21 protein-coding genes and 1 other RNA gene are annotated in these 22,350 nt (G+C 44.2%); 12 read left to right on the forward strand and 10 right to left on the reverse strand.

Features of this window, described 5'->3' with window-relative positions; all coding sequences use genetic code 11:
* Nucleotides 1–29: 29 nt before the first annotated feature.
* A complete protein-coding gene (locus ACLSU7_RS11065; protein ID WP_142698583.1) occupies nucleotides 30–248 on the reverse strand; it encodes a hypothetical protein in 219 nt (72 codons plus the stop codon).
* An 80-nt stretch (nucleotides 249–328) separates the two neighbouring features.
* Here ACLSU7_RS11065 and ssrS point away from each other — a divergent pair.
* Nucleotides 329–502: non-coding RNA, 6S RNA (ssrS, locus tag ACLSU7_RS11070), on the forward strand.
* A 107-nt stretch (nucleotides 503–609) separates the two neighbouring features.
* Here the strand turns inward: ssrS and ACLSU7_RS11075 are convergent.
* The 7 genes from ACLSU7_RS11075 to ACLSU7_RS11105 form a co-directional block, all read right to left on the reverse strand.
* Nucleotides 610–1,179 (reverse strand): hypothetical protein, encoded by a 570-nt coding sequence (locus ACLSU7_RS11075; RefSeq protein ID WP_413291959.1) that lies wholly within the window; start codon nucleotides 1,177–1,179, stop codon nucleotides 610–612.
* A gap of 249 nt (nucleotides 1,180–1,428) precedes the next feature.
* Nucleotides 1,429–1,989 carry a NifU family protein gene (locus ACLSU7_RS11080; protein ID WP_413291960.1) on the reverse strand — a complete coding sequence of 187 codons (561 nt, stop codon included), beginning with the start codon at nucleotides 1,987–1,989 and terminating at the stop codon, nucleotides 1,429–1,431.
* A complete protein-coding gene (locus ACLSU7_RS11085) occupies nucleotides 1,986–3,215 on the reverse strand; it encodes an aminotransferase class V-fold PLP-dependent enzyme (protein WP_413291961.1) in 1,230 nt (409 codons plus the stop codon). Before ACLSU7_RS11085 ends, ACLSU7_RS11080 begins: the two co-directional genes overlap by 4 nt.
* A gap of 9 nt (nucleotides 3,216–3,224) precedes the next feature.
* Nucleotides 3,225–4,481 (reverse strand): Fe-S cluster assembly protein SufD, encoded by a 1,257-nt coding sequence (gene sufD / locus ACLSU7_RS11090; protein ID WP_413291962.1) that lies wholly within the window; start codon nucleotides 4,479–4,481, stop codon nucleotides 3,225–3,227.
* A 9-nt stretch (nucleotides 4,482–4,490) separates the two neighbouring features.
* A complete protein-coding gene (gene sufC / locus ACLSU7_RS11095; RefSeq protein ID WP_142698578.1) occupies nucleotides 4,491–5,243 on the reverse strand; it encodes a Fe-S cluster assembly ATPase SufC in 753 nt (250 codons plus the stop codon).
* Between the two features lie 2 nt (nucleotides 5,244–5,245).
* Nucleotides 5,246–6,694, reverse strand: a complete 1,449-nt coding sequence (gene sufB, locus ACLSU7_RS11100; protein WP_413291963.1) for a Fe-S cluster assembly protein SufB — start codon at nucleotides 6,692–6,694, stop codon at nucleotides 5,246–5,248.
* Entirely contained in the window at nucleotides 6,687–7,139 is a 453-nt protein-coding gene (locus ACLSU7_RS11105) for an RrF2 family transcriptional regulator (protein WP_413291964.1), read from the reverse strand. The genes sufB and ACLSU7_RS11105 overlap by 8 nt, the downstream gene beginning before the upstream one ends.
* Nucleotides 7,140–7,304: 165 nt before the next feature.
* Here ACLSU7_RS11105 and ACLSU7_RS11110 point away from each other — a divergent pair, with 165 nt between their 5' ends.
* The 7 genes from ACLSU7_RS11110 to ACLSU7_RS11140 all read left to right on the forward strand — a co-directional run bounded on the left by ACLSU7_RS11110 (nucleotide 7,305) and on the right by ACLSU7_RS11140 (nucleotide 14,721).
* Entirely contained in the window at nucleotides 7,305–8,168 is an 864-nt protein-coding gene (locus ACLSU7_RS11110; protein WP_413291965.1) for a hypothetical protein, read from the forward strand.
* A gap of 94 nt (nucleotides 8,169–8,262) precedes the next feature.
* Nucleotides 8,263–9,000 carry a protein TolQ gene (gene tolQ, locus ACLSU7_RS11115; protein WP_142698575.1) on the forward strand — a complete coding sequence of 246 codons (738 nt, stop codon included), beginning with the start codon at nucleotides 8,263–8,265 and terminating at the stop codon, nucleotides 8,998–9,000.
* Nucleotides 9,001–9,003: 3 nt separating this feature from the next.
* Nucleotides 9,004–9,426 carry an ExbD/TolR family protein gene (locus ACLSU7_RS11120; RefSeq protein ID WP_246845786.1) on the forward strand — a complete coding sequence of 141 codons (423 nt, stop codon included), beginning with the start codon at nucleotides 9,004–9,006 and terminating at the stop codon, nucleotides 9,424–9,426.
* Nucleotides 9,423–10,256, forward strand: coding sequence for a TonB family protein (locus ACLSU7_RS11125; RefSeq protein WP_413291966.1), 834 nt, complete (start codon nucleotides 9,423–9,425; stop codon nucleotides 10,254–10,256). Before ACLSU7_RS11120 ends, ACLSU7_RS11125 begins: the two co-directional genes overlap by 4 nt.
* Nucleotides 10,257–10,266: 10 nt before the next feature.
* The gene (locus tag ACLSU7_RS11130; RefSeq protein ID WP_413291967.1) at nucleotides 10,267–11,652 is read left to right on the forward strand and encodes a translocation protein TolB; all 1,386 of its coding nucleotides are present in this window, start codon (nucleotides 10,267–10,269) and stop codon (nucleotides 11,650–11,652) included.
* On the forward strand, nucleotides 11,645–13,948 hold the full coding sequence (locus ACLSU7_RS11135) for a glutamine-synthetase adenylyltransferase (RefSeq protein WP_413291968.1): 2,304 nt from the start codon (nucleotides 11,645–11,647) through the stop codon (nucleotides 13,946–13,948). The genes ACLSU7_RS11130 and ACLSU7_RS11135 overlap by 8 nt, the downstream gene beginning before the upstream one ends.
* A gap of 263 nt (nucleotides 13,949–14,211) precedes the next feature.
* Entirely contained in the window at nucleotides 14,212–14,721 is a 510-nt protein-coding gene (locus ACLSU7_RS11140; protein WP_413295406.1) for a peptidylprolyl isomerase, read from the forward strand.
* Between the two features lie 102 nt (nucleotides 14,722–14,823).
* Here the strand turns inward: ACLSU7_RS11140 and ACLSU7_RS11145 are convergent, their stop codons facing one another.
* Both ACLSU7_RS11145 and trxA read right to left on the reverse strand, forming a co-directional pair.
* On the reverse strand, nucleotides 14,824–15,507 hold the full coding sequence (locus ACLSU7_RS11145; protein ID WP_413291969.1) for a hypothetical protein: 684 nt from the start codon (nucleotides 15,505–15,507) through the stop codon (nucleotides 14,824–14,826).
* Nucleotides 15,508–15,694: 187 nt separating this feature from the next.
* On the reverse strand, nucleotides 15,695–16,039 hold the full coding sequence (gene trxA, locus ACLSU7_RS11150; protein WP_413291970.1) for a thioredoxin: 345 nt from the start codon (nucleotides 16,037–16,039) through the stop codon (nucleotides 15,695–15,697).
* 83 nt (nucleotides 16,040–16,122) lie between these two features.
* Here trxA and ACLSU7_RS11155 point away from each other — a divergent pair, with 83 nt between their 5' ends.
* From ACLSU7_RS11155 to ACLSU7_RS11170, 4 genes are all read left to right on the forward strand, one after another.
* Nucleotides 16,123–16,599 (forward strand): DUF3015 family protein, encoded by a 477-nt coding sequence (locus ACLSU7_RS11155; RefSeq protein WP_413291971.1) that lies wholly within the window; start codon nucleotides 16,123–16,125, stop codon nucleotides 16,597–16,599.
* A gap of 22 nt (nucleotides 16,600–16,621) precedes the next feature.
* Nucleotides 16,622–18,406 carry a DUF4105 domain-containing protein gene (locus ACLSU7_RS11160; protein WP_413291972.1) on the forward strand — a complete coding sequence of 595 codons (1,785 nt, stop codon included), beginning with the start codon at nucleotides 16,622–16,624 and terminating at the stop codon, nucleotides 18,404–18,406.
* A 194-nt stretch (nucleotides 18,407–18,600) separates the two neighbouring features.
* Nucleotides 18,601–21,468, forward strand: a complete 2,868-nt coding sequence (locus ACLSU7_RS11165) for a hypothetical protein (protein WP_413291973.1) — start codon at nucleotides 18,601–18,603, stop codon at nucleotides 21,466–21,468.
* A gap of 178 nt (nucleotides 21,469–21,646) precedes the next feature.
* Nucleotides 21,647–22,303: a hypothetical protein gene (locus ACLSU7_RS11170; protein WP_413291974.1), complete on the forward strand. Its 657-nt coding sequence runs from the start codon at nucleotides 21,647–21,649 to the stop codon at nucleotides 22,301–22,303.
* The last annotated feature ends 47 nt before the right edge of the window (nucleotides 22,304–22,350 follow it).

Genomic DNA, 22,350 nt, shown 5'->3' on the forward strand with positions numbered 1-22,350 from the left:
CTATAGCCAGCCCCGGGAGGAGTCAATACTCAGAGCGACGAGTACCAGACATTTTGCGCGGCCCAAAGACCACCCACGAAGAAACACACCCAGCCCAATTTTTTGTGCTTCATAAGGTTCTGAAACGCCTCACCCATGCGCTCTTCACCGATTCTTACCAGTGTACGATTTTCCAGCACAAACACCATGAGGAGTCCATAGAAAAAAACCACGAAGGGAAAAATAAAATCAAGTTTTTGAGGTGTCATAAGCAATATATCGGTGGCTTACAGAAAAGTTAGAGTCCGGTTTGATTGACGAAACTATACTTCCTGCTAGAATAGTTTTCAGAGGGTTCGAAGGCGTAAAGCTCATCGAAATTAAACCTTACAAGCATATTTTTGGGGACTGTCCCTGATGATGGTGAGCAAGCTCAGCTCGTACTGAGAAGCCTAAAGTCGTTACCATGGTCACCCACCTTAGCTAAAACAGGTTTAGTTCAGAGTTGCCGACGGACTCTTTTTTTATTTCTTTAAACGGTACGAGCTATCTTGATCCACCAAAAGAAAAAGGCCCACTTCTTCCAAGCAGGCCTTACCCATTAAATCAAATTATCAAATTGAGACAGGACTAGCGGTTCGCAAGAGCCACTGTGCGAGACGAAGCTGGTAAACGTCTGCCGTCTTTCTTCACAAGCTTTCTGGACTTATCAACCACCTGGCGTGCAACTTTCATATTCGCCTTAGGAGATGGCTTGCTTACAACTTTATGAGCAGCCACTACTGGTGCCGCCTTGAAAGCTTTCGGAGCCGCTACCGGCGCTTGAGCTACTTTTTTCGCAACGGCTTGATCAACAGGGTGACCAGCCTGCTCCAATAGATAAACGCAGACTTTTCTTTCTTCCGCAGAAAGAGCTTGGTTCGCTGCTTTTCTTTGCAAAAGCTTGATATCAGATTGAGAAAGTCTTGAAACTTGCGCAAGGACTAACTCTTTATTCTGCAGACGTTTTGCATTTGGCAAGGAGCGATTCGTAAGTTCTTGCTCTACCAATACCTGCGCAAGACTGAATCCACCTTGGGAGTCATCTATAGCAGAGATAGGTTTTGGAGCCGGCTTGCGATTGCTTAGTTCTGCAATGGCGATCAAACCGATGAACATAGAAAACACAACGCCTACGATAATTTTATTATGACGAGACATTTGCGAACCCCCACTCACTCTCTATTCAACTCCTGTGCCGACCAAAAACAGAATTAAAGGCAGCCCGCGGAAATGGAGTGTTGAGGGAGTATACAAACGGTGTCAGCTCATTCATTTTCCCTAAAATTCTTGAAATTCCACGAGCGAGGGAACGCATATCAAGTTGAGGCAAATAAACAACCCACTCTTATTAAGTGGGTTTTTTTGATCATTTTATTTCGCGCTGCATACGTAAATAGGACCTGGCACCTAAAGGGGAATGACTTCAATGGTTGGATTGAATTGATCACGAAGGATGCCTTCGATGGCCATCAATGTTCCAGAAGTGGCGCTTGGGCATGTGCCGCAGGCACCTTGGTAAAATACGTAGAGTTTATTGTCTTCGTATTTTACAACGTCCAAGTCTCCGCCGTCGCCTTGCAAACCGGGGCGAACTGTATCGTCCAAGATCTCTTCGATGCGTTGAACTTCAGGCGGCAAACCTGCACGACGCATTTTCTTTTCATCAGCTTGAGTGACGTTAGGATTATGAATCGGCATGCGTGTTTGAATCACGGCACAGACGTTCTTTTGGATCTCTTCAGGATCTGCATCGAAGCTGTGAGTGATTGTGATCACATTTTGAAAGAAGTGGGCCTGACGAACACCTTCCACCTGGAACAAGCTTGAAGCCAAAGGGCTTTGCTCTGCCTCTTTCATGTCTGTGTAAGTTGCCTTACCTTCAGCCAATACAGGGCGATCCAAAACGAATTTCCATGCGTTTGGATTTGGTGTTGCTTGAATTCTGATTAATACATCCTGCGTACTCATAACAATAACTCCCGGGCCTTCACCACGGCTTTAACTAAAGCATCAACATCTTCGCGATTATTATACACTGAAAACGACGCACGAACAGTGCCCGGCACTCCCAGTCTTGCCATTAACGGCTGAGTGCAATGGTGACCGGCTCGAACTGCAACACCCTCTTGATCCAAAATCTGACCAACGTCGGAGTGATGAGCCCCTTTCAAATTAAAGGAAATTAGAGGTCCCTTATTAGCTGCCGTTCCGTAAATTTTCAAATCCGGAATTTCTAGCATTTTATCCGTCGCGTACTTCAATAAATCCATCTCGTAAGCATGGATTTTATCAAATCCAATTTTTTCTACGAACTCGATCGCCGCCGCAGTTCCAATCGCACCTTCGATATGAGGGGTTCCCGCTTCAAAGCGTGTCGGCACGTCATTGAACGTCGTTTTTTCGATCGTCACTTTGGAAATCATGGAACCGCCACCTTGATAAGGAGGCAAGGTTTCCAAAATAGCTTTCTTACCGTAAACCGCACCGAAACCAAAAGGACCGAAAAGCTTGTGAGAGGAGAATACAAAGAAATCCACGTCCCAAGCTTTTACGTTTACCTTCAATTGCGAAACGATCTGTGCGCCATCCACCAAAACTTTTGCACCCGCTGCGTGAGCAAGCTTAGTGATCTCGGCAACATTCGTGTTCGTTCCTAAAACATTGGAACTTGCCGTGAAGGCCACCATTTTCGTTTTGCTGGAAAGTTTCTGTTTCAAATCTTCCATGTCGAGTTCGCCGTTATCCAAAATGCCAGCTGCGATGACTTTCGCACCAACCTTTTCAGCGATCATTTGCCAAGGAACGATATTCCCGTGATGCTCCATCTCGGTGATCAAAATTTCATCGCCCGCCTTAAGGTTTGTAAGACCCCAAGTATTTGCCACGAAATTCACACCTTCGGTCGTACCACGAACGAATACGATCTCTTCGACATGTTCAGCACCAAGGAAATTTGCAATTTTATGGCGAGCACCCTCAAAACCTTGAGTAGCGATATCAGCCAAATAGTGAGCTCCACGGTGAACATTTGAAGCCTCGTACAGATAGAAATGCGCAATACGATCAATCACTGATTTTGGTTTCAGCGTCGTCGCACCACTATCCAAGTAAGAAAGCTTTTTGCCATGGACCTTTTGGGTCAAAGCTGGAAACTCGTTACGAATTTCTGCAAAAAGCTCGTTCAAATTACTCATTTTACCTTCTTAGTTCAGATGCAAGCGCGCAAACGCTTCATCCAAATGTTTTGTTAACCATTTTTGAATACTGTCGTCAGAAATTTTATAAAGAACTTCTGACAAGTAACCATAACTTAGCATCGCAATTGCTTTATCCTTAGGGATCGCACGCGATAGCAAATAGAAAAGCTCCTCTTTATTCAACTGACCCACAGTCGAACCGTGGCCCGCCTTCACGTCATCGGCATGCACTTCAATCGAAGGCTTGCTGTCAGCTTCAGCTTTATTGCTTAAAAGAAGATTATTATTCAATTGGGAGGAATCCGCCTTCTGAGCGTCTTTTCTGATCAAGATCTTGCCATTGAAAGCTGAACGACCTGAACCATCTAGGATACCTTTATACAATTGGTGAGTTACGCACTCTCCAACCGCGTGATCAATCATAGTCGTGTTATCCACGTGCTGAGTTCCTTGAACCGCATAGATACCAAGGACTTCAGATGTTGAGCCCTTCTCTTTCAAAACTAAATCCAAGTTATGACGAGAAAGCTGCGCACCTGTCGAAAAAGCCAGGCTTTCAAGGTTTGCATGTTTACCAAGACTGATTCTTGTGCGACCAATATTTACGGCATTCAAGCTATCTGCTTGCACGCGCACATAGATAACTTTCGCGCTGTCGCCCACCTGCAAATCAAATACTGAATTCGCAAAGTAAGAAGTACCCGACATTCCATAATGACTTTCAACAACTTTCAAAGAAGCCCTTGCGCCGACTTCGAAACGAATGCGTGGATTTACCATCACAGCAGAACCCGCTTCATTCGATGTAAAGAACACGAAATTCACAGGTTTTTCCACAGACGTTTCTTTTGCCAAGTGAACCATATACGGAGTTTCCGCATAGGCACCATTTAATGCATCGAACGTATCATCGAATTGATCAGGATACTCACCAAGCTCGCGCATGGTAAGTCCCGTCGGTAAATCAGAAGACAAAGTCTTGTTGAAGACGCCATTAAAGAACACAAGATTTGTAAATTCAGGATTGATGGCTTTTTTAATTTCCACCATGGTGTCGTGACTTGGAGCCACAGCATTCAAAGCACTTGGCTGGAAGCTGTTATCCGCAAGAACTTTAACACTCGTATAGTGCCACTCTTCATCCTTGCGAGTCGGAAGACCCTTTTTCAAGGCATAGTCATAACCCGCCTGCCGGAAAGCGGCCAAAGCGCCTTTCGCCGGGTGTGCTTGACTGAATTTTTCGTACGTCGAAAGTAAATTCATAGCCTATCCTTAGTTGATCAACCAGTCGTAACCTTTTTCTTCAAGCTTCAACGCTAAAGAAGAGTCACCTGTTTCAACAATTTTTCCACCAAGAAGTACGTGTACGTAGTCAGGTTTGATATAATCAAGCAAACGCTGATAGTGAGTAACCAGGATGATCGCGTTGTCTTTACGACGAAGCTTATTTACACCGTCTGAAACCACGCGAAGGGCGTCGATATCAAGACCGGAATCTGTTTCATCCAACAGCGCCAGGCGCGGAGATAAAACAGCCATCTGAAGGATTTCGTTTTTCTTTTTCTCACCACCAGAAAAACCTGTGTTCACTGGACGATCCAAGTATTCAGGTTTCATGGAAACAAGTTTTAATTTTTGCACCAAAAATTCACGGAACTCGCCCTCTGGCATTGGTTCAGAACCTTGATGCTGCAATACAGAGTTAAAAGCTGTGTGCAAGAATGTGAAGTTAGAAACGCCGGGAACTTCAATCGGGTATTGGAAAGCCAGGAAAATACCTTCTTTAGCTCTTTCATCGGGAGCCAGCTCCAAAAGATTTTGCATCATGAAGTTCACTTCATATTTAACTTCGCCAGAAGTCACTTCGTATGCCGGGTGGCCCGCTAGAACCTTAGACAAAGTGGATTTACCAGAACCGTTTGGTCCCATGATCGCATGAACTTCGCCAGCTTTAACTGTCAGGTTCAAGCCTTTTAGAATTTCTTTTTCTTCAACACGTGCGTGTAAATTCTTAATTTCCAACATAATTAACCTACTGAATTTTCCAATTTCATTTCAATCAACTTCACGGCTTCCACTGCGAATTCCAAAGGAAGTTCTTTGAAAACTTCCTTACAGAAACCATTTACCAGCATTGAAATTGTTTTTTCCATATCCAAGCCACGAGATTGCAAATAGAAGATCTGATCTTCACTGATACGTGAAGTCGTCGCTTCATGCTCAATCGTCGCTGTTTTATTTTTTACTTCAATATAAGGGAACGTGCTTGCAGAGCACTTATCACCCACCAGCATGGAATCACACTGAGAGTAGTTGCGTGCATTTTCTGCTGAAGGCATGATTTTCACCTGACCACGGTAAGCATTTGAAGACTTATCCGTAGAGATACCTTTGGAGATGATTGTCGATTTGGTGTTCTTACCAATGTGAATCATCTTAGTTCCAGTATCGGCCTGCATAAGGTCGTGAGTCAGTGCCACTGAATAGAAAGCACCTTCGGAACCATCACCTTGCAAGATGCAAGATGGATATTTCCAAGTGATCGCAGAACCAGATTCAACTTGTGTCCAAGAGATTTTAGAGTTCTTACCGGCAGCTTTACCACGTTTCGTAACGAAGTTGTAAATGCCGCCCTTACCTTCTTTATCGCCTGTGTACCAGTTTTGAACTGTAGAGTATTTGATTTCCGCATTGTCCAAAGCCACAAGCTCAACCACGGCTGCGTGAAGTTGGTTTTCATCACGCTGAGGAGCTGTACAGCCCTCAAGGTAATTCACATAGCCGCCTTCATCACACACCAATAATGTTCTTTCGAACTGACCAGTGTCTTTGGCGTTGATACGGAAGTACGTTGAAAGATCGATCGGGCAACGCACCCCTTTAGGGATGTAACAGAAAGAGCCGTCAGTAAAGACAGCTGCATTCAATGCCGCATAGAAATTGTCTGTGTAAGGAACAACGGAGCCCAAATATTTTTTAACAAGCTCTGGATGTTTCGCAACGGCTTCAGAAATAGAGCAGAAGATAACGCCCGCTTTTTCCAAAACTTCATTGTGAGTTGTACCGACAGAAACGGAGTCAAAGACCACGTCGACTGCGATACCAGAAATACGTTTTTGTTCAGACAAAGGAATGCCCAGTTTTTCGAAAGTCTTAACCAATTCAGGATCAAGATCATCCATAGACTTAGGCTTATCAGCGTCTGATTTTTTCTTTGGAGCTGAGTAGTAACGGATCGCCTGGAAATCAATTGGTGGATAAGAAACATGCGCCCACGTTGGCTCTGTTAAAGTCAGCCAGTGGCGATATGCCTTCAAGCGATATTCAAGCATCCATTCAGGTTCGTTCTTTTTACCAGAAATCAATTTGATGATTTCCTCAGTCAAACCCAATGGGGCTTGATCCATTTCAATATCGGTTGTGAAACCGTATTTGTATTCGTACGTATCGAGCGGGTTATTCTTGTTGTTATCCATGAATCACCGCCTCAGAAGATTTTTTAGGCATTGCCGTTCTTTCAACCAAGAGATCTTTCAAGCTGACCGATTTATAAAAGTCAGTGAGTTTATTATTTAAAGCTGTAACCGGAGAAACGATGTTGCAGGTTCCTTGAATTTCACAAGGAACTTCCTTGTGCAGGCATTTTACCAATGCCGTTGGACCTTCAATCACCTCTACCAAGTCATGAATGGAAACTTTCGCCAGGTCTTTGGTGATCTGATATCCACCGCTCGCACCGTATTCAGCGCGAAGAAAGCCGCCTTTTTGTGCCATTTGTTGCATCACACGAGCAGTCGCATCAAAAGGAGTATGGAAAGCATCTGAAACTTCTTTGGCAGAAGTCAGCTCCCCGGGGATTTTTTGGCTCATATATTTAAGAGCCATCAATGCGTATTCTAATTTCCGATTGATCTTGTTCATAGTGCACCTGACGATTACGTCCCTGTTATCTAATAGAAAGCCAATTGAAAAACAAGATGAAATACGCCTAATTTTAGCGTATTTAAGATTATGACAGGAATCTTTCGCTGAGTTTTGAAAAAATGTGCTGATTTCGGGACTTTAGGATGTTATACCGACCGTCATATGCGAGTACTTTTAGCGACATTAGCATCCCTGGCACTGGTAGGTTTCGTCATCATCATGACCCGTATTTGGGGCATGGGCCAAAACTTCCAGGAATACAAAACTCCTTACTTGGAAGGTCAAACCCCGTATGTGGCCGTAAAAGCTCATACTTTGGCCAAAATGGCTGAAGCCATTGATGCCCGTCCCGACGTCATCATTTGGGCGGATGTGAGAATTTCCAATAATCGCGTTCCTTTCATCCTGCCTCCAAGCCGTGACGTGGAATTCCTAAATGCAAAGATGGCGGAGCAAGAGGCCAACCCATCCGCACAAATTATGTTGGGAAGCAAACTCTCGAACTTTTCGTGGGAGCAAATTAACGAGTTCTATAAAAGCACTCCTGCTTTAAAAGAATTGTACGAAAAATTCCCTAAAACTCGTTTCATTTTGAATGTTGTTGAAAACGTTAGCGACGTTGACTCATTGGTCGCAAACGCAATCCAGGATTACAAATCAAACGATCGCACTCTTATTCAAAGTGATGCGAATGTGATCACAAATGCTATCAAAAGCCTGCAACCGACATGGCTTTACGGAACAAGCAAACCGGATTTGATGCGCTTGATGAGTTTCGATTCTTTGTGGGTTTTGCCTTCAACACAATTTAAAGGAGACATTTTCATTGCTCCTTTTAAAATTCAAAATCGTCCCGCATTTAATGACAACGTTCTTGAAGAAATGCGCCGTCGTAAGAAAAAAATCTTCCTGGTTGTGGAAAACGAGGAAGAATTCAAAAAAGCGGTTGAGATCAAAGCGGATGGTTACATCGCGAATGACATCAACCAGATCACCACTTGGTTATCTAAGCTTCCTGCAAAGTAGTTACGCATATCACGACGATGGTCCTGCGCCATAGGGACATCGTGGGTTGATCTCAGGACCTTTTGCTTATAGTGTGGAACATGGAGGTTCATCTATGTTTCCACTTTTAGTCCAGGCAGCCGAAGCCGCACCTTCTGTTTCCGTTAATACGAACTCTTGGGATGCGATCGCACAAGCAAGTCCCGTCGTTCAACTGACGTTGGTTATTCTTATCGTTATGTCGATCTTTTGTTGGGCCATTGGTTATACCAAATACCAAGCCTTCAAAAACATGCGCACGGCAGATGACTTGTTCTTAAATAAATTCTGGAAAGTTAATTCCCTGGATTCTTTGTACGAAGATATCGATCAATACAAAGAGTCTTCAGTAGCCCGCGTCTTTAAGGCAGCTTATCTGGAAATGAAAAAGATTTCTGAATCTCCCCTTTTGGCGCGCACTGAAAATGATAAGCCTATTTTGTCAGGTATCGACAATTTGGAACGTATCATTAATAAAGCCACTGAAAACGAGATCGCAAAAATCGAATCTCGCCTGACAGTTCTGGCTACGACTGGCAGTACAGGTCCTTTCATCGGTTTGTTTGGTACGGTTTGGGGGATCATGCAGTCCTTCCACAAAATCGGTCAGACTGGTTCTGCAAGTTTGGCTGTTGTAGCTCCTGGTATCTCGGAAGCTTTGATCTCTACAGCGATTGGTCTTGCAGCAGCGATTCCAGCTGTTGTTTTGTACAACAACTTTATATCCCGCATTCGCAAACAAGAAATTACACTCAATAACTTCGGTGCAGACTTCCTGAACATCGTTAAACGTAACTTCTTTCAAGGAAACTAAATCATGGGAATGGGCAGTGGTGGCGGCGGCAAAAAAAGTCGCGCGACATTAAGTGAAATCAACGTGACGCCACTCGTGGACGTCATGCTGGTTCTTCTGATCATGTTCATGGTGACAACTCCCCTGATGCAACAAGGGATCGACGTCGACCTGCCAAAAACTTCGGCTTCTGGCGTGGAGATGAACGAAGAACCTTTTGTATTGGTTATCGGTCATGATCAAAAAATGACGATCGCTAAGACACGTATTCAAATGGCCGATCTAAAAACGAAATTAAAAGCCATTTTTGAAAACAAAAAGAACAAACAAATATTCATCCAGGCAGATCGCAAAGTGGATTACGGCTTCGTCGCGGAAGCCATGGCAGAAATTCGCGCTGCAGGGATCTTTAACATCGGCTTAGTGACAGTACCAAAAGACAAGTGAGTGCATTAAACGATAAACCTCAGATTGACTCTCTAAATCGCGGCTTGGTGATCTCTATTGGATTCCACGTTGGTTTAGTCCTATTCTTCATCGTGAAGGCGGCGTTCTTTACGCCGGAGTCTATTGATTTCACTCAAGCTGTTCGCGTGGATATTGTTGGGCTTCCAGATAAACTGGATCCAGCCAATCTGTCGCCGAAGCCGGAAGCAAAAGAAAATGCAAAGCCGGCAGAAAAAAAACCAGAACCAACTCCAGTTGTGGAAAAACCTGCGGAAAAAAAGCCGGAACCCAAAGTTGAAACGAAACCTGAAGTTAAGCTTCCGACTAAAACTGCTAAAAAAGATGACGGCGTTAACTTAGAAAAAGTGAAATCCAAGCAACAAGATGCCTTGGAAAAACTTAAAGCTATGGCCGCCATCGAAAAGCTGAAAGAAGAAGAGGCGAAAAAGCCCGCTCCTGCAGCCGGTACTGGAAAATCCACGGCGGGCGCAGCGCCCATCAAAGGGAATCAAGTATCACCTGGAACAGCGCTGACGGGATTATCCAAATTGCAGCATGACACTTATGGTGCAGATTTAGATCGTCACATCAAACAGCATTGGGCTTTACCTGAATGGCTAGCAAAACGCGATTTGAAAGCGCAAGCTCGCGTTTATATTGATTCCCGTGGAAATATTTTAGATCGTAAAATTATTAAATCGAGTGGAAATCCCAGCTACGACGAAGAGGTGTTAGCAACGATCGATCGTTCTGCACCCTTCCCTGCACCACCGGAAAAATTTGTATCACTTGTCAGTGTGGATGGGATTTTAATCGGCTTCCCAGAGTAAGGAGAGACTTATGATCCGACTTCTATGTGTATTGCTCGCAGTCATTTCTTTTGCCCAAATGAGCCAAGCTCAAGACAGTGGCATTTATATCAAGCTTGGTGAAGCTCGTACTAAGAAAAGTATGATGGCTTTCCCGGCGCTCCAATACTTTGGAACACCTACAGCTTCATCTCAATATCAATCAACAGGTGCTGAGATCTTTAATGTCATTAATAATGACCTTTCAGTTTCTTCTTACTTTCAGTTCATTGATTCAAAAGCATTCCTTGAAGATCCAAGCAAAACAGGACTGACACCTGCACCTGGAAATCCAGGCGGTTTTAAGTTTCAAAGCTGGTCAGCGATCGGTGCCGACTTTCTGATTCGCGCGGGCTTTTCAATTGCGGGTAATGAAGTGACATTGGAAACGTACCTTTACTCTGTTAGCAAAGCGACTTTGATCGCGGGCAAAAAGTATAAAGGCCCGGTGTCGAGCGCTCGTCGCATCGGTCATACGTTTGCAAACGACGTGATGAAAGCTTTGACTGGAACGGATGGTATGTTTTTATCTCGTGTGGTTTTGACTTCAGATAAAGCTGGTGGCCAGGCTCGTGAAGTTTATATCATGGACTGGGATAGTGCTAATTCCATGCAGATTTCCAAGCACTCGAGTGTCGCGATCTCTCCCGCATGGTCCCCAGATGGTTCTAAGGTTGCTTACACTTCCTATGTAAAACGCGTGGGTTCCAAATTCAGAAACGCCGATATGTTATTGCTGGACCTGAAATCTGGAAAACGTAATTTGATTTCTTATCGCCAAGGGATCAACTCGGGAGCTTCTTTCTCTCCAGACGGTAAAACGATCTTTTTGACGATCTCTCAAGGTAACAGCCCTGATATTTATAAAATGTCTTACGATGGGACTTTGAACGGAAAAATCACGAATGGCCCTGCCGGTGCGATGAACGTTGAACCCGTTGTCTGCCCTGGAGATGCAAATAAAGTGGCTTTCTCCTCGGACCGTGCTGGCAAGCCGATGATCTACACAATGGATGCAAACGGTGGAAACGTAAAACGTCTGACTTTCGCAGGTGTTTTCAATTCTTCTCCGTCATGGTCTCCTGATTGCAAAAAGATCGCATTTGCGGGTCAAAGCGACAACAACTTTGATATCTTCGTTATGAATGCAGATGGTTCCGACATGATTCGTCTGACTTCAGCTAAGAAATCAAACGGCAAAATGTCATCGAATGAAGATCCTTCATTCTCTCCCGACGGCCGCTTTGTCATGTACTCCAGCAACCGCACAGGAAAGAATCAGATCTATCTTTCCACAGTTGATGGAACTGAAGAGCGCCGTGTAACGAATGATAACTACAACTACTTCAAACCGAAGTGGTCCGTAAACCTTGAGTAATTCCTCGCTAGAATCTTCTCTGCGAATCAAGCGCAACGGGATCTGGTCCCGCTGCGCTGACTCTGCCAAAAACAATTCCCAAGATTCAATTCAAATATGTCATGACTGGAGTAAAGCTGCTGATGAGCTTTTAACGGAAGCTTTTAATCACTGCTTTCCTGAAAACGATGTCGCCCTGTTTGCTTTAGGCAAATTAGGCTCTGAAGAACTTAATCTGAGTTCGGATGTTGATATCTTATTCGTTTCGTCTGCGGACAATGACAAACATTTGCGGGGCTTACGTCAGTTTCAAAAATTACTGAGTGAAAGAACTGCAGAAGGCTTTGTTTTTCGTGTGGATTTTGATTTGCGCCCAGGTGGTCGTCATGGACCGCTGATTCCTACGGTTGAACATTTCCGTGATTACTATGGGAATTATGGAGAAACCTGGGAGCGACTGGCCTTTGTTCGTCTACGCGCCATCACTGGGGATTTTGAAATCATTCAACAAATCGAAGCATTTGCTAGGAAATTTTCTTTCCGCAGACATTTGGATTTTACACTCTTTGACGATTTAAAGCATCTGCGTGGAAAGATTCAAAATGCCTATCATACTCCCGCTCAAGCCAACGCTATCGATTTGAAAATGGGAATTGGTGGCATCAGAGATCTGGAGCTTTTCTGCCATGCTCTTTTGGTCGTTCACGGCGGCAAAGATCCTTCTTTGCAAACGCGTGGAACAATCGAGGCTTTAAAACTACTTTCCGCAAAAGCAATCTTACCTCAAGACGAATGCGATTTTTTAATTGGTCATTATCGAAATTTGCGGGGACTTGAAAATTACGTGCAAGCTTTGAACGATGAGCAAACTCACCTCCTACGATTAAACGACACTCACCCAGATTTTGTGACCTCAGCACTTAAGACTCTGGCCTTGGAAATGCAGCATTGTGATCAGATCGTAAAAACTTTGCTGGGTGAATCTCCCAAGGCTGTTTCGTTAGAAAACGAATTGAGCACCTTGGGATTGCCCGAGGACGATATTAAAGAACTTTGGAATGAGATCATCGAGCAGGAAGTGCTTTCCCGCAATAAAGGTCGTGATGAAACGGCTCGTAAATCCTTCCTGCAGGAGTTCGTAAACACTCTGCAAGCGCAAGGTGGTGACAGCCGCAGAGCTTTGTCTTTTTTGAAAGATTTCATTCGCAGCACACGCGCGAAGGCAAGCTTCTTTACGTTGCTACTGCGTGAGAATGAGCTTCTTAAGAAACTTGCGTGGTTGTTTGCGCACTCCCCTTATTTATCGCGCATTCTTTGCAGTCGCCCTGAGCTTTTGGATTCTTTTGTGTTTCGTGCGCAAAATGAATTATCCGAAGATCTGGATCGTTTGTTAGAGGAACTTGCCGAGAAAAAACTTTTATCGGAACTGATCAACGGCAGCCAGTATTTGGAAGATCGCGATCTGGATACTCTTTTGCAGAACCTGACTTTCACGGCGGATTCGATTGCTTCAGCTTTACTGACAGCTTTAAAAAAAGATTATCCCTGCTCGGTGGAAATTCTGGCGCTGGGAAAATGGGGTGGCAAAGAATTGGGATTCAAATCCGATTTGGATTTCCTGTTCGTTATCACCGGCGAACCGTCAGATAATGATTTTAAATTAGCGAAACGATTTATTTCGCGCATGACGGAATCTCACCGTGGCGGAAATATTTACTCCATCGACATGAGACTACGCCCCTCTGGAAAAGCGGGACCGATTGTTATTCCTCTCGCAGATTTGCAAAGTTACCTCGCAAATGAATCAGAAACTTGGGAACGACAGGCCTATTTGAAATCTCGTTGGGTCAATTTCGCAGGACCCTCTTTAGTGGATTGCTATATCGATAAAGGCCTGACTGAGGCGCAACTTTCTGAACTGAATCGCATCCGCCAGGAACTTGTTAGCAAGTCTTCAACTTTGAATTTAAAGTACAGCGAAGGCGGAATGGTTGATATTGAGCTCGCGATTCAAACTGTTTTACTGAATCAGAAGGTTGCTCCATCTGATTCCTCTACGGTGGGATTTCTTTCGGTGGAGTCATCGCAACACCCTCGTCTTGTGATGAACTACACCTATATGCGTCAAATCGAACAGATGCTCCAGCTGATAGCGTCAGAATCCACCGCCGAAGTGTCTTTAAATCACGAGTCCTTTCATGATCTTGCTGTGGCGTTTAATACTTCGCCTTCAAAGCTTCTCGAAGATATTTCAGCGAGGATTTCCGAAAATCTCGTCACCTTGAAGGCGCTTGACCCTCGTCGGGGCCGTCACTAAAAGTTATGTCATAACTAATCAGGAGTATTCCAATGTCGAAGAATATCGATATTAAAAAGGTATTTTGGATCTACCTTTTCGCTTTCTTGCTTGCTGCTTTCAGTTTCCGTGCGGATGCAAAAACCGCTGAAACATCAGCTGATAAATCAGCCGAAGTAAATGCAGACAACACAGCTGATGTAAAAGCTGAAAAACCAGCGAAGAAATCAAAAGCAGATTCCAAAAAAGCTAAAGAAGATACTGCTACTAAGAAGGGAAAACCGATGTTTGCACTTTTCGATACAACTAAAGGCAATTTCAAAGTTAAACTTTTGACTGAAACTGCACCTAAAACAGTTGAAAACTTTGCGGGTCTTGCTGAAGGCTCTAAAGAGTGGACTGATCCTAAAACTGGTTCAAAAGTTAAAAAACCTTTTTATGATGGTTTGACATTCCACCGCGTGATCAAAGATTTCATGATTCAAGGTGGATGCCCACTTGGAACTGGTACTGGTGGTCCGGGTTACCGTTTCGACGACGAATTCCTTCCAGGCCAACCTAAGCACTCTAAACCAGGTATGCTTTCTATGGCGAATGCTGGGCCTAATACAAACGGTTCCCAATTCTTCGTTACGACAGTTCCAACTCCATGGTTGGATGGCCGTCACGTAGTATTCGGCGAAGTAGTTGAGGGCTTGGACGTTGTTCACGCAATCGAAAACACTAAAGTAGGCCCAATGGATCGTCCAGTTGAGCCAATGATCATCAAGTCAGTAAAAATCGTAAGAGAGTAGTTCCCTACACCGACTTTGTCGGAGGGGCACTTACTGCTAAATGATCAAATAAAAAACCCGCTTCAAGAGAGCGGGTTTTTTTATGTCTAAAATTTCTCGAAACTATTGAACGCCGACTGGTAAAGCATCGCCATTCGTAATCACGGTGCCAGAACTTGAACCACCGCGACCAAATCCACCGCCTTGTTGCATACCTCCGCCCATGCTGCGACCGGGGCCCATGCCCATTCCTTGCTGAGGCTGTTGTTGTCGACCACCAAATCTTGGTGGCTCACGACGGTCATCACGGCGATCATCGCGCATTTCTGGGCGAGGCGGATCGAAACGCTGACCACGATCAGGACGATTCGGGCGAGAGTGTGCGATGTCGGATTCTTCTCTTCTGAACCATGAACCATCACCAGCGCGGCACACATAACCTCGCATGATCATCGGTGTATCGGTTCTGCGATTCCAAACTTCACTGCGATAGATACGGCAATAGTATCCATCAAAGTATCCCTCCCCGGTAAAGACGATGCGCCCACGATGTCCTTGTCCATCCCACGCATACGGAGTGTCGCGATAGTCGTTACTAAGGGCTTTATTCCACATTCGTTGCGACTGGCGATTGTCATCATCGTCAAAATCTTGCGCGATGTTTGCACCGATCAAACCACCGATAATAGCGCCGCCAATAGTCGCTGCGATCACTGTTCCGCGCCCAGCAGCCTTGGCTGATTGTATTTGAAAGACGATACTGAATACCAGAACCGTCAGCGTGAGTTTAGAAAATACATGAGTCATATAACCTCTCTCGTTTTAGTTTTACAGTAAAACTAAAAGAGCAAGGTATGAGCCGAAAAAAGCTCGCAGAGTCTAATCATGCGAGCTTTCTATCTTAATTTTGATTGTGTAAAGACTGTGCAATTCCGCGAAGTTGTCTAAGAAATCAATTCGTGACGGAAATTGCGGGATCATTAGTTGAACGAACTTATTCTTTTTCAACCTGAGACATATCGATCTCTTTGGCTCTTTGAACGATTTGTTCCAAAACATCTTCGTTCACAGCACCTGGTTGCACGAAGATAATCGATTGTTCTTTGATGACTGCTAAAGTGGGGATCGAACGTACTTCAAAACTTGCTGCAATTTCGGGTTCTTCATCTGTGTTAATTTTGATGAACTTAACGCCCGGATGTTTGGCTGCGACCGCTTCGAAAATCGGTGCAAATCTTTTACAAGGTCCACACCAGACCGCCCAGAAGTCCACGATAACAATCTGGTTTTCTTCAACAACTTGCTTAAAAGTATCTTTTGTTACTTCAGTCACTGACATGATTTAACCCTAGCCTTTCATATTTAAAGTTTGCGGGAAAACAATGCGTGAGTCAGCATATTTATAAATAACAGGAGGCTTCGATGAAAAAGGCACTTTTCGCAGTTCTATTTATGTTTTCTGCACATGCATTTGCTGGCGACGCGGGTTGCGGTTTGGGTTCCGTGATCATTTCTAAAAACACTAAGGGTTTGCAGCTTTTGGCGCTGACAACAAATCAATCATTCTTAACACAATTCTTTGGTATTACGTCTGGAACATCTGGTTGTTCATCAAGCGGTATCGTTATGAATGATAAAGAAGTTCAATACTTCGTTGAAATTAATCAAAAAGAACTTTCTCGTGAAATGGCTCAAGGTCACGGTCAACTTCTTGCTACTTTGGCTGAAATGAAGGGTTGCAAAAATTCTGAAGCACAAACTGCATTCGGTACTTTTACTCAAGGCTCTTACACAAACATCATTCCGGCATCTAACACTTCTGCCGCTGAAATGGTTTCTAACTTGAACAATGAGCTTGCTGGTCAAAAGGATCTTCAAAACCTTTGCCATGGTTCTTAATTTTCTAGTTATCGTTATATTTATGACAGCCCCACTCTTTGCGTGGGGCTTTTCATTGCAGGATACCACTGTCTACAAAGAGCAAGCACTCGCGAGAAAGCTCGATGAGTCCGCTGCTTGGTTAAAACTTGGTCACTACCGCAAAACACTCTCTGGAAATTTTAAATCTCCAATTCTTGGGAATTTCTTTATTGCGCCTGAAGGAAATAAGAACCCTCGTGCTGAACTCCTTGCAACACTTGATTTACTTTTTGATGCGAAGACATCAAAATCACAATGCCGCTATTTGGCCCGCACTTCTTGGCTAAAATCCGTCTTAGATATTAAATCTGGCGATCTTGAAGAATGTCCTGAGAGAAAATCCTGGAAAGCGCAATTGGGGGCTACTGAAGCTTATTTGATTTTTGCCGCTTCCGATTTATCAAGCGCGCCTTCCAGCTTCGGTCACACATTTTTACGCCTGCATAATCCCAAAAACACAGGGCAGTTGGATCTGTTGGATTACGGGATTAATTATGCCGCCTACACCGGAACTGATGGTGGCGCTCTTTATGCGCTAAAAGGGCTATTTGGATATTATCCCGGCAACTACTCGATGCTTCCCTATCACCAAAAGATTCAAGAATACTCTAATCTAGAGGGACGCGATCTTTGGGAGTACAAGCTGAAGCTTAGTCCACAGCAAGTCGAATTGATGATTGATCATCTCTTGGAGCTTGAAGGCAGCTATGCTCCCTATTATTTCGCGGATGAAAATTGTTCTTCGCAAATGTTGGAACTTATCGAGGTGGCTTCACCCGACAGCGATCTCACTTCACAGTTTCACGCCATGGCCATCCCACTCGACACATTGAAAGCTGTCGACAATGCGGGATTGATCGGCGGAGAAAAACTTCGCACGTCTTTGCAAACTGAATGGCGAGCACGTTATGCAAAGCTGAACTTTTCTGAAAGACCTGCACTTCGTTCTGTATTATTGAAAGAGCAAGAAACTAATAAAAACTATTTGGGCCTGTCTAAAAAAGAAAAAGCTGAAACGCTTGAGGCCGCGCTTAGCTATCTTTCAATTCGTGAGTATCGGGATCAAAAGGAATACAATGAAGACAAGTATAAACTCTCAGTCGCTCGTGCAAAATTGGGTGCAATCACTGATCCAGTAGTAATCACTCCACCGAAATCTCCCCTGCTAAGTCCCGCGACAGCGGCGTTTTACCTGGGATATGGACAAAATGATCATCAAGACTATTATCAGTTCAAATTCCGTCGCGGCTTCCATGATTTACTTTCCGATGACAGTGGGCTTGCGCCTTTCTCCCAATTAAATTTCTTTGTCTTTGATGTGCGCTACACTCCGACAAGGCAGAACTGGGATTTGAATCAGTTTGTTTTCTTAAGCATTCTTTCAACATCGCCGTGGACTCAATTGGAAAAACCGATTTCATGGTCCGTTGAAGTAGGAACTGAACCAAAATTAAATCCCTACGTGAATGGTGGGATTGGTGCGAGCTTTGATTTACCTTTAATGAAGGCCACTCGCTGGTCCTTGTTCGCGGTCAGCGAAAATTCCTACCTCACCGACATCGCTCAACCCTACTTGGGTGGAAAATCGATGTTCATGATGAAATGGTTTGATCAATTTAGAACCTTGTTTCAATCGGAATATCTCTACTCGACAACTCAAGGCGAGTTTCATTGGAATCACTTAGTCGCAGCGTCTTTCTCCTCTGGAAATATAGAAATTCGCGCAGAAGCAGAACGCAAAGACAGCGTCGACCAGTGGGGCCTATCACTAATCCTTCCCTTTTAGGTGCCAGGTCCTGTTTACGGGAGCACCGCGTCCGTAAACAGGACCTGGCACCTAACCGTCATTATTTTAGACACTCTAGTGACTGAATAAGGCCCCGTCTCACCCTGAGACGTTCCAGTTCCTTTATATCGCTAATGACAGGCCCCTGACTTGCTTATCTCTTGAGTAAGGCAAATTGCCTTTGAGGAGATCCTATGTTTAAGGCGTCTTTGACATATAAAAGAACGATCAGCTTCTTGACCGCTTTGGTTGTGGGCTTTTCTTCATTATCTCCTGCACTTGCAGCCTCCATTACTAAATCTGAAGACCAAAGAGCGACGCAAGACAAAGCGATGCTGGAATCCATCGGCTATTCAGTAAAAGTCGACTATGAGAATAAAATCACACGTGTTTTTGATAAAAAAACCAATATTCCAGTTATGGAAATTCCCTTTGCCGATGAGAAGGTCCTTCGTCAATACGATCCAAAAAACCTAGAGCGCCGTCTTTTGAAAGAAATGGGTGGCGTTTGGAGTGCTAATAAGGCTGCATTCTCTCATTCACTTAAAAACTTGGCCCCAGAATCCGTCATGTTCTTCTCTGCTATGGGCCTGGTCATGATGGGAGAGCTAGTAGTTAACTACTCGCAAAATCCCGTCGCCATCGATCAGCATATCACTCACTCTTTTTCACCCATGGGTATTATTGGTTTCCAGCTTTTCATGTATTCGCAAGGTGCTGCTTCAAACGTGATGGCGATGTATATGAAAAATCCGCGCTACCATGTGATGATTCCGTACTTGGGAATGGTTGTTGGTGCGACAGTTCAAGGTTTAGCTTCGCAACTGGTTGCAGATCCTAACGTTAAAATGTGTGCGAAAGTTTGGATGGGTAAAAAAGTTACTCAAGCCGATCTGGATAAAGGTGTGGATAAAGATCCGTGTTCTAAAGCCTATGAGTACTTAGTCATTCACAGAAAACTTTGGGAGATGGCTCCAAACATCACTTCTATGCTTATCTCTTCGGCCGTTGCTGCAACTTTGGAAAAAGGAGCAGTTAATCTTCTGACAAAGCAAGCGGTACAAGGTGCTCTGATTCGTTGGACTGGCGTGGATATCGTTGCATGGCTGATCCCAGGCTCTATGCAAGTTAAAGGTCTTCGTTTCTTGCTAACTAAAGGTTTGAAGCTTGCGACTTTCGTAGCTCTTGATCAATTGTTCATGCGTGCAGTGACTTATACATGGAGAAACGTTGTCGACGCACATGAGCTTTACGGCTACAGCAGCGAACTTGAAAAAGAAATCAATGAAATGAAGAAATCTAAGTGGCTTGCTACTTACGAAGTTCCTCTTCAAACGAAACTAAAAACATTCAAAGACAAGATGATCGCTTGGAGAGGCGCCAATATGGCGTCAGTTCAAGAGGCAAGCGCCAACTGGCAAAGTGCTTTGTTCCAGCTGACTCAAGGATATAAATCTGCAGAAAACTTCTATGGAGATTTCGTCTCTCAAGTCCGTGACCATCGTTATGGCGACAGACCTGCAAATATCACTTACAAAGCACCTCTATTTGGTGTCCGCGCTGGCGAAATGAAGGCTTCTGATGATGCTTTCCATACGGACCCAATGTTCGTGCAACAACAACAGGCATATACAATGGAAGACGCTGCCTCTGCAGCCACCCTTCTATTGCAGTCTCCGCAATTCAAACAACTGACAGCTGATCAACAAAAGAAATTTACGGCAATCGTAAATGGCCTTGGCCAGAAGGATCTGACGAAAGCAGCTCAAACATTGACTATGCTTAATAATGAGCTTCGCATTTCAGCATACACAGTTAACGTGTACCAATCGCTTTTGAGCCAAGTTCGTTCTATGTTAGGTAATCCAAATCCACAAATGAACACGGGTGCCGCATGGGCAGCAACATACGTATCCAGCCCTGCGACCTATGAGAAAGTAAAAGACACAAATTTTTATCGTCGCGTGGGCATTTTCTCAACACCGCAGATTTCTGATAATTTGATCATGCAGATGGCTTGTGGCCCTGACATTGAAAAGGGTGAGCAAACGGTTCGCAACTCAACAGGTTTCCCTTCCGTTTTCCTGGCTCCGAGCATCGGCATTTCTGGGAAAAAATTCGAAGAGTGCAGCAATATGAGCATGGACCGCTTTAAAAACAATGCTCCAATGCCATATGGTTGGCCGGTTAAAATCACGAAAGCAGACGGAAAAAACACGACTTACAATGGTTGGGTTGATTACTTGCTGGCCGAAGCGCGTCCTTCGGTTATTGGAACACAAGATCAAGCTCCATTTGCAACATGGTGGAAGAACAACACCTATGCGCAAATGAAAACTGCATTCGACACTTACGGTGTTGAATACGACAAAATCGTGGTGAATATGATGCGCGATCTGTATCGCCCGGGAAAAATCGCGATCAACACTGGCCCGTCATACAACGGTGTGATGAATGCGATTTTCCAAGAGGAGAGAGTTTATCTTTCAATTCTGAACGACATCATGAACCCCGCTAAAGAATATAAAATGGATTTTGAAAACAATATGGACAAGGCACCAACGGACGCTCTGCTAAAACAAGTAGAAGCCGAGTTTGCGACGATGAATCGTCTGATCAAGCAAATCAAAATTGTTACGATCAACGGTCGTGAGCGCATTCAATCAAATTTGCAAAACTCTCAACTGGAAGCTCAGGGTGAAAAGATCAATCAGTCCCTGACAAAAGTTGCAGAGACTTTGGGTGTGGCCGTTCCTAACTCCAGCAAGCCAGCCGAAGTAGATCCTTTTGCGGGACTGGAAGAAGACTCTGCTCCTGCAAATGAACAAAAACATGAAACAAAGAAGTTCACTTTGACGAAGTCACAAACAAATCTGGTAGTGAGCGTACTTGAAGCTTTGCAGGGTTTGTCAGTGGAAATGAAGTCCTACGGCTCCATCGCAAATGCCGTGAGCTGGGACAAGATCAACAATCTTGAACAGATGAGCAAGGATCAAAAGAAGTTCGATAAAGCTGTGGAAAAGGCCACAGAGAAAATGGCGACCGCTATCCAAGCAAACTAAGAGTGTCTCAATATGAGACGCTGCTATCCTGTTAGATAACGTGAGAGGCAGAAAAGGTCACTGATTTCAGAGATTAAACACGGAATCGCGACCAGATGAAATATACGAGTTTTTGAGTTGGTAAAGGTTTTGCTTAATAGATTTATATAAGAAACGAATTTTAAAAAGAGGAGATTTCATGAAAAAGGCATTTATTATCGGTATGACACTAGCGTTCTCTGCAACTGCATTCGCGGCACCAGGGAAAATGACAACTACTGAAAGATTGGCGAAGTTTGATAAGACAAGCCAAGAGTACTTCTTGGATGCTAGCGGCAACTTGAAGAACGCAACTGGCAAAAACGCTGAGAAAAAGTACCTAGAACAAGCCGTTCGTGATTTATCTCCAGGTAAAGAAGCTAAGATCGTAGAAAACGCATTAACTGACAAAGAGGTTTTGAAAAACCTAGTTTCCGTTGCCGCTGCTAAAAAAGCTGCAGATAAAATGGAAGATCGCGCTGAGGCGAAACAAATTCAAGACGCTGCTGAAGGCCTTTCAAGCATGATCGGTGAAATGCACCTTTCTAAGAAAGCTGAATCACGCGAGCTTTCTAAAGAGGACAGCGCTATCGCTACTGCTGCTTTCGATAAATCAATCAAATTAGGTACTGACATTTTGACGAAATTCCAAGGTGCTGAGCGCGCATCGTACTCTCGCGTACTTGCTTCTTTCAAATCACTTGCCGGTAACGGTAAACTTCCATCTGAGAACATGGTTCAAGCAGTAATGGAATCTCAAAAAGTGACAAAAGAAAAAGCGATCGAGATCTTGAGAAAACTTAAAGACTGCGTATAGACCGCAACCACTCCTCTAAAACCCCAAAGCCAAGGCCTTAAAACCTT

It is taken from the genome of Bdellovibrio sp. HCB185ZH, assembly GCF_047302455.1.
Taxonomy (GTDB): Bacteria; Bdellovibrionota; Bdellovibrionia; order Bdellovibrionales; family Bdellovibrionaceae; genus Bdellovibrio.

Coding starts and splice junctions, on each gene's coding strand:
- ACLSU7_RS11085 (WP_413291961.1), bottom strand. CDS start 3,215: ATGAGTAATTTGAACGAGCTTTTTGCAGAAATTCGTAACGAGTTTCCA.
- ACLSU7_RS11155 (WP_413291971.1), top strand. CDS start 16,123: ATGAAAAAGGCACTTTTCGCAGTTCTATTTATGTTTTCTGCACATGCA.
- ACLSU7_RS11170 (WP_413291974.1), top strand. CDS start 21,647: ATGAAAAAGGCATTTATTATCGGTATGACACTAGCGTTCTCTGCAACT.
- ACLSU7_RS11075 (WP_413291959.1), bottom strand. CDS start 1,179: ATGTCTCGTCATAATAAAATTATCGTAGGCGTTGTGTTTTCTATGTTC.
- ACLSU7_RS11165 (WP_413291973.1), top strand. CDS start 18,601: ATGTTTAAGGCGTCTTTGACATATAAAAGAACGATCAGCTTCTTGACC.
- ACLSU7_RS11120 (WP_246845786.1), top strand. CDS start 9,004: ATGGGAATGGGCAGTGGTGGCGGCGGCAAAAAAAGTCGCGCGACATTA.
- ACLSU7_RS11130 (WP_413291967.1), top strand. CDS start 10,267: ATGATCCGACTTCTATGTGTATTGCTCGCAGTCATTTCTTTTGCCCAA.
- ACLSU7_RS11110 (WP_413291965.1), top strand. CDS start 7,305: ATGCGAGTACTTTTAGCGACATTAGCATCCCTGGCACTGGTAGGTTTC.
- sufC (WP_142698578.1), bottom strand. CDS start 5,243: ATGTTGGAAATTAAGAATTTACACGCACGTGTTGAAGAAAAAGAAATT.
- ACLSU7_RS11105 (WP_413291964.1), bottom strand. CDS start 7,139: ATGAACAAGATCAATCGGAAATTAGAATACGCATTGATGGCTCTTAAA.
- ACLSU7_RS11160 (WP_413291972.1), top strand. CDS start 16,622: ATGACAGCCCCACTCTTTGCGTGGGGCTTTTCATTGCAGGATACCACT.
- ACLSU7_RS11080 (WP_413291960.1), bottom strand. CDS start 1,989: ATGAGTACGCAGGATGTATTAATCAGAATTCAAGCAACACCAAATCCA.
- ACLSU7_RS11145 (WP_413291969.1), bottom strand. CDS start 15,507: ATGACTCATGTATTTTCTAAACTCACGCTGACGGTTCTGGTATTCAGT.
- ACLSU7_RS11140 (WP_413295406.1), top strand. CDS start 14,212: ATGTTTGCACTTTTCGATACAACTAAAGGCAATTTCAAAGTTAAACTT.
- tolQ (WP_142698575.1), top strand. CDS start 8,263: ATGTTTCCACTTTTAGTCCAGGCAGCCGAAGCCGCACCTTCTGTTTCC.
- ACLSU7_RS11065 (WP_142698583.1), bottom strand. CDS start 248: ATGACACCTCAAAAACTTGATTTTATTTTTCCCTTCGTGGTTTTTTTC.
- sufD (WP_413291962.1), bottom strand. CDS start 4,481: ATGAATTTACTTTCGACGTACGAAAAATTCAGTCAAGCACACCCGGCG.
- trxA (WP_413291970.1), bottom strand. CDS start 16,039: ATGTCAGTGACTGAAGTAACAAAAGATACTTTTAAGCAAGTTGTTGAA.
- sufB (WP_413291963.1), bottom strand. CDS start 6,694: ATGGATAACAACAAGAATAACCCGCTCGATACGTACGAATACAAATAC.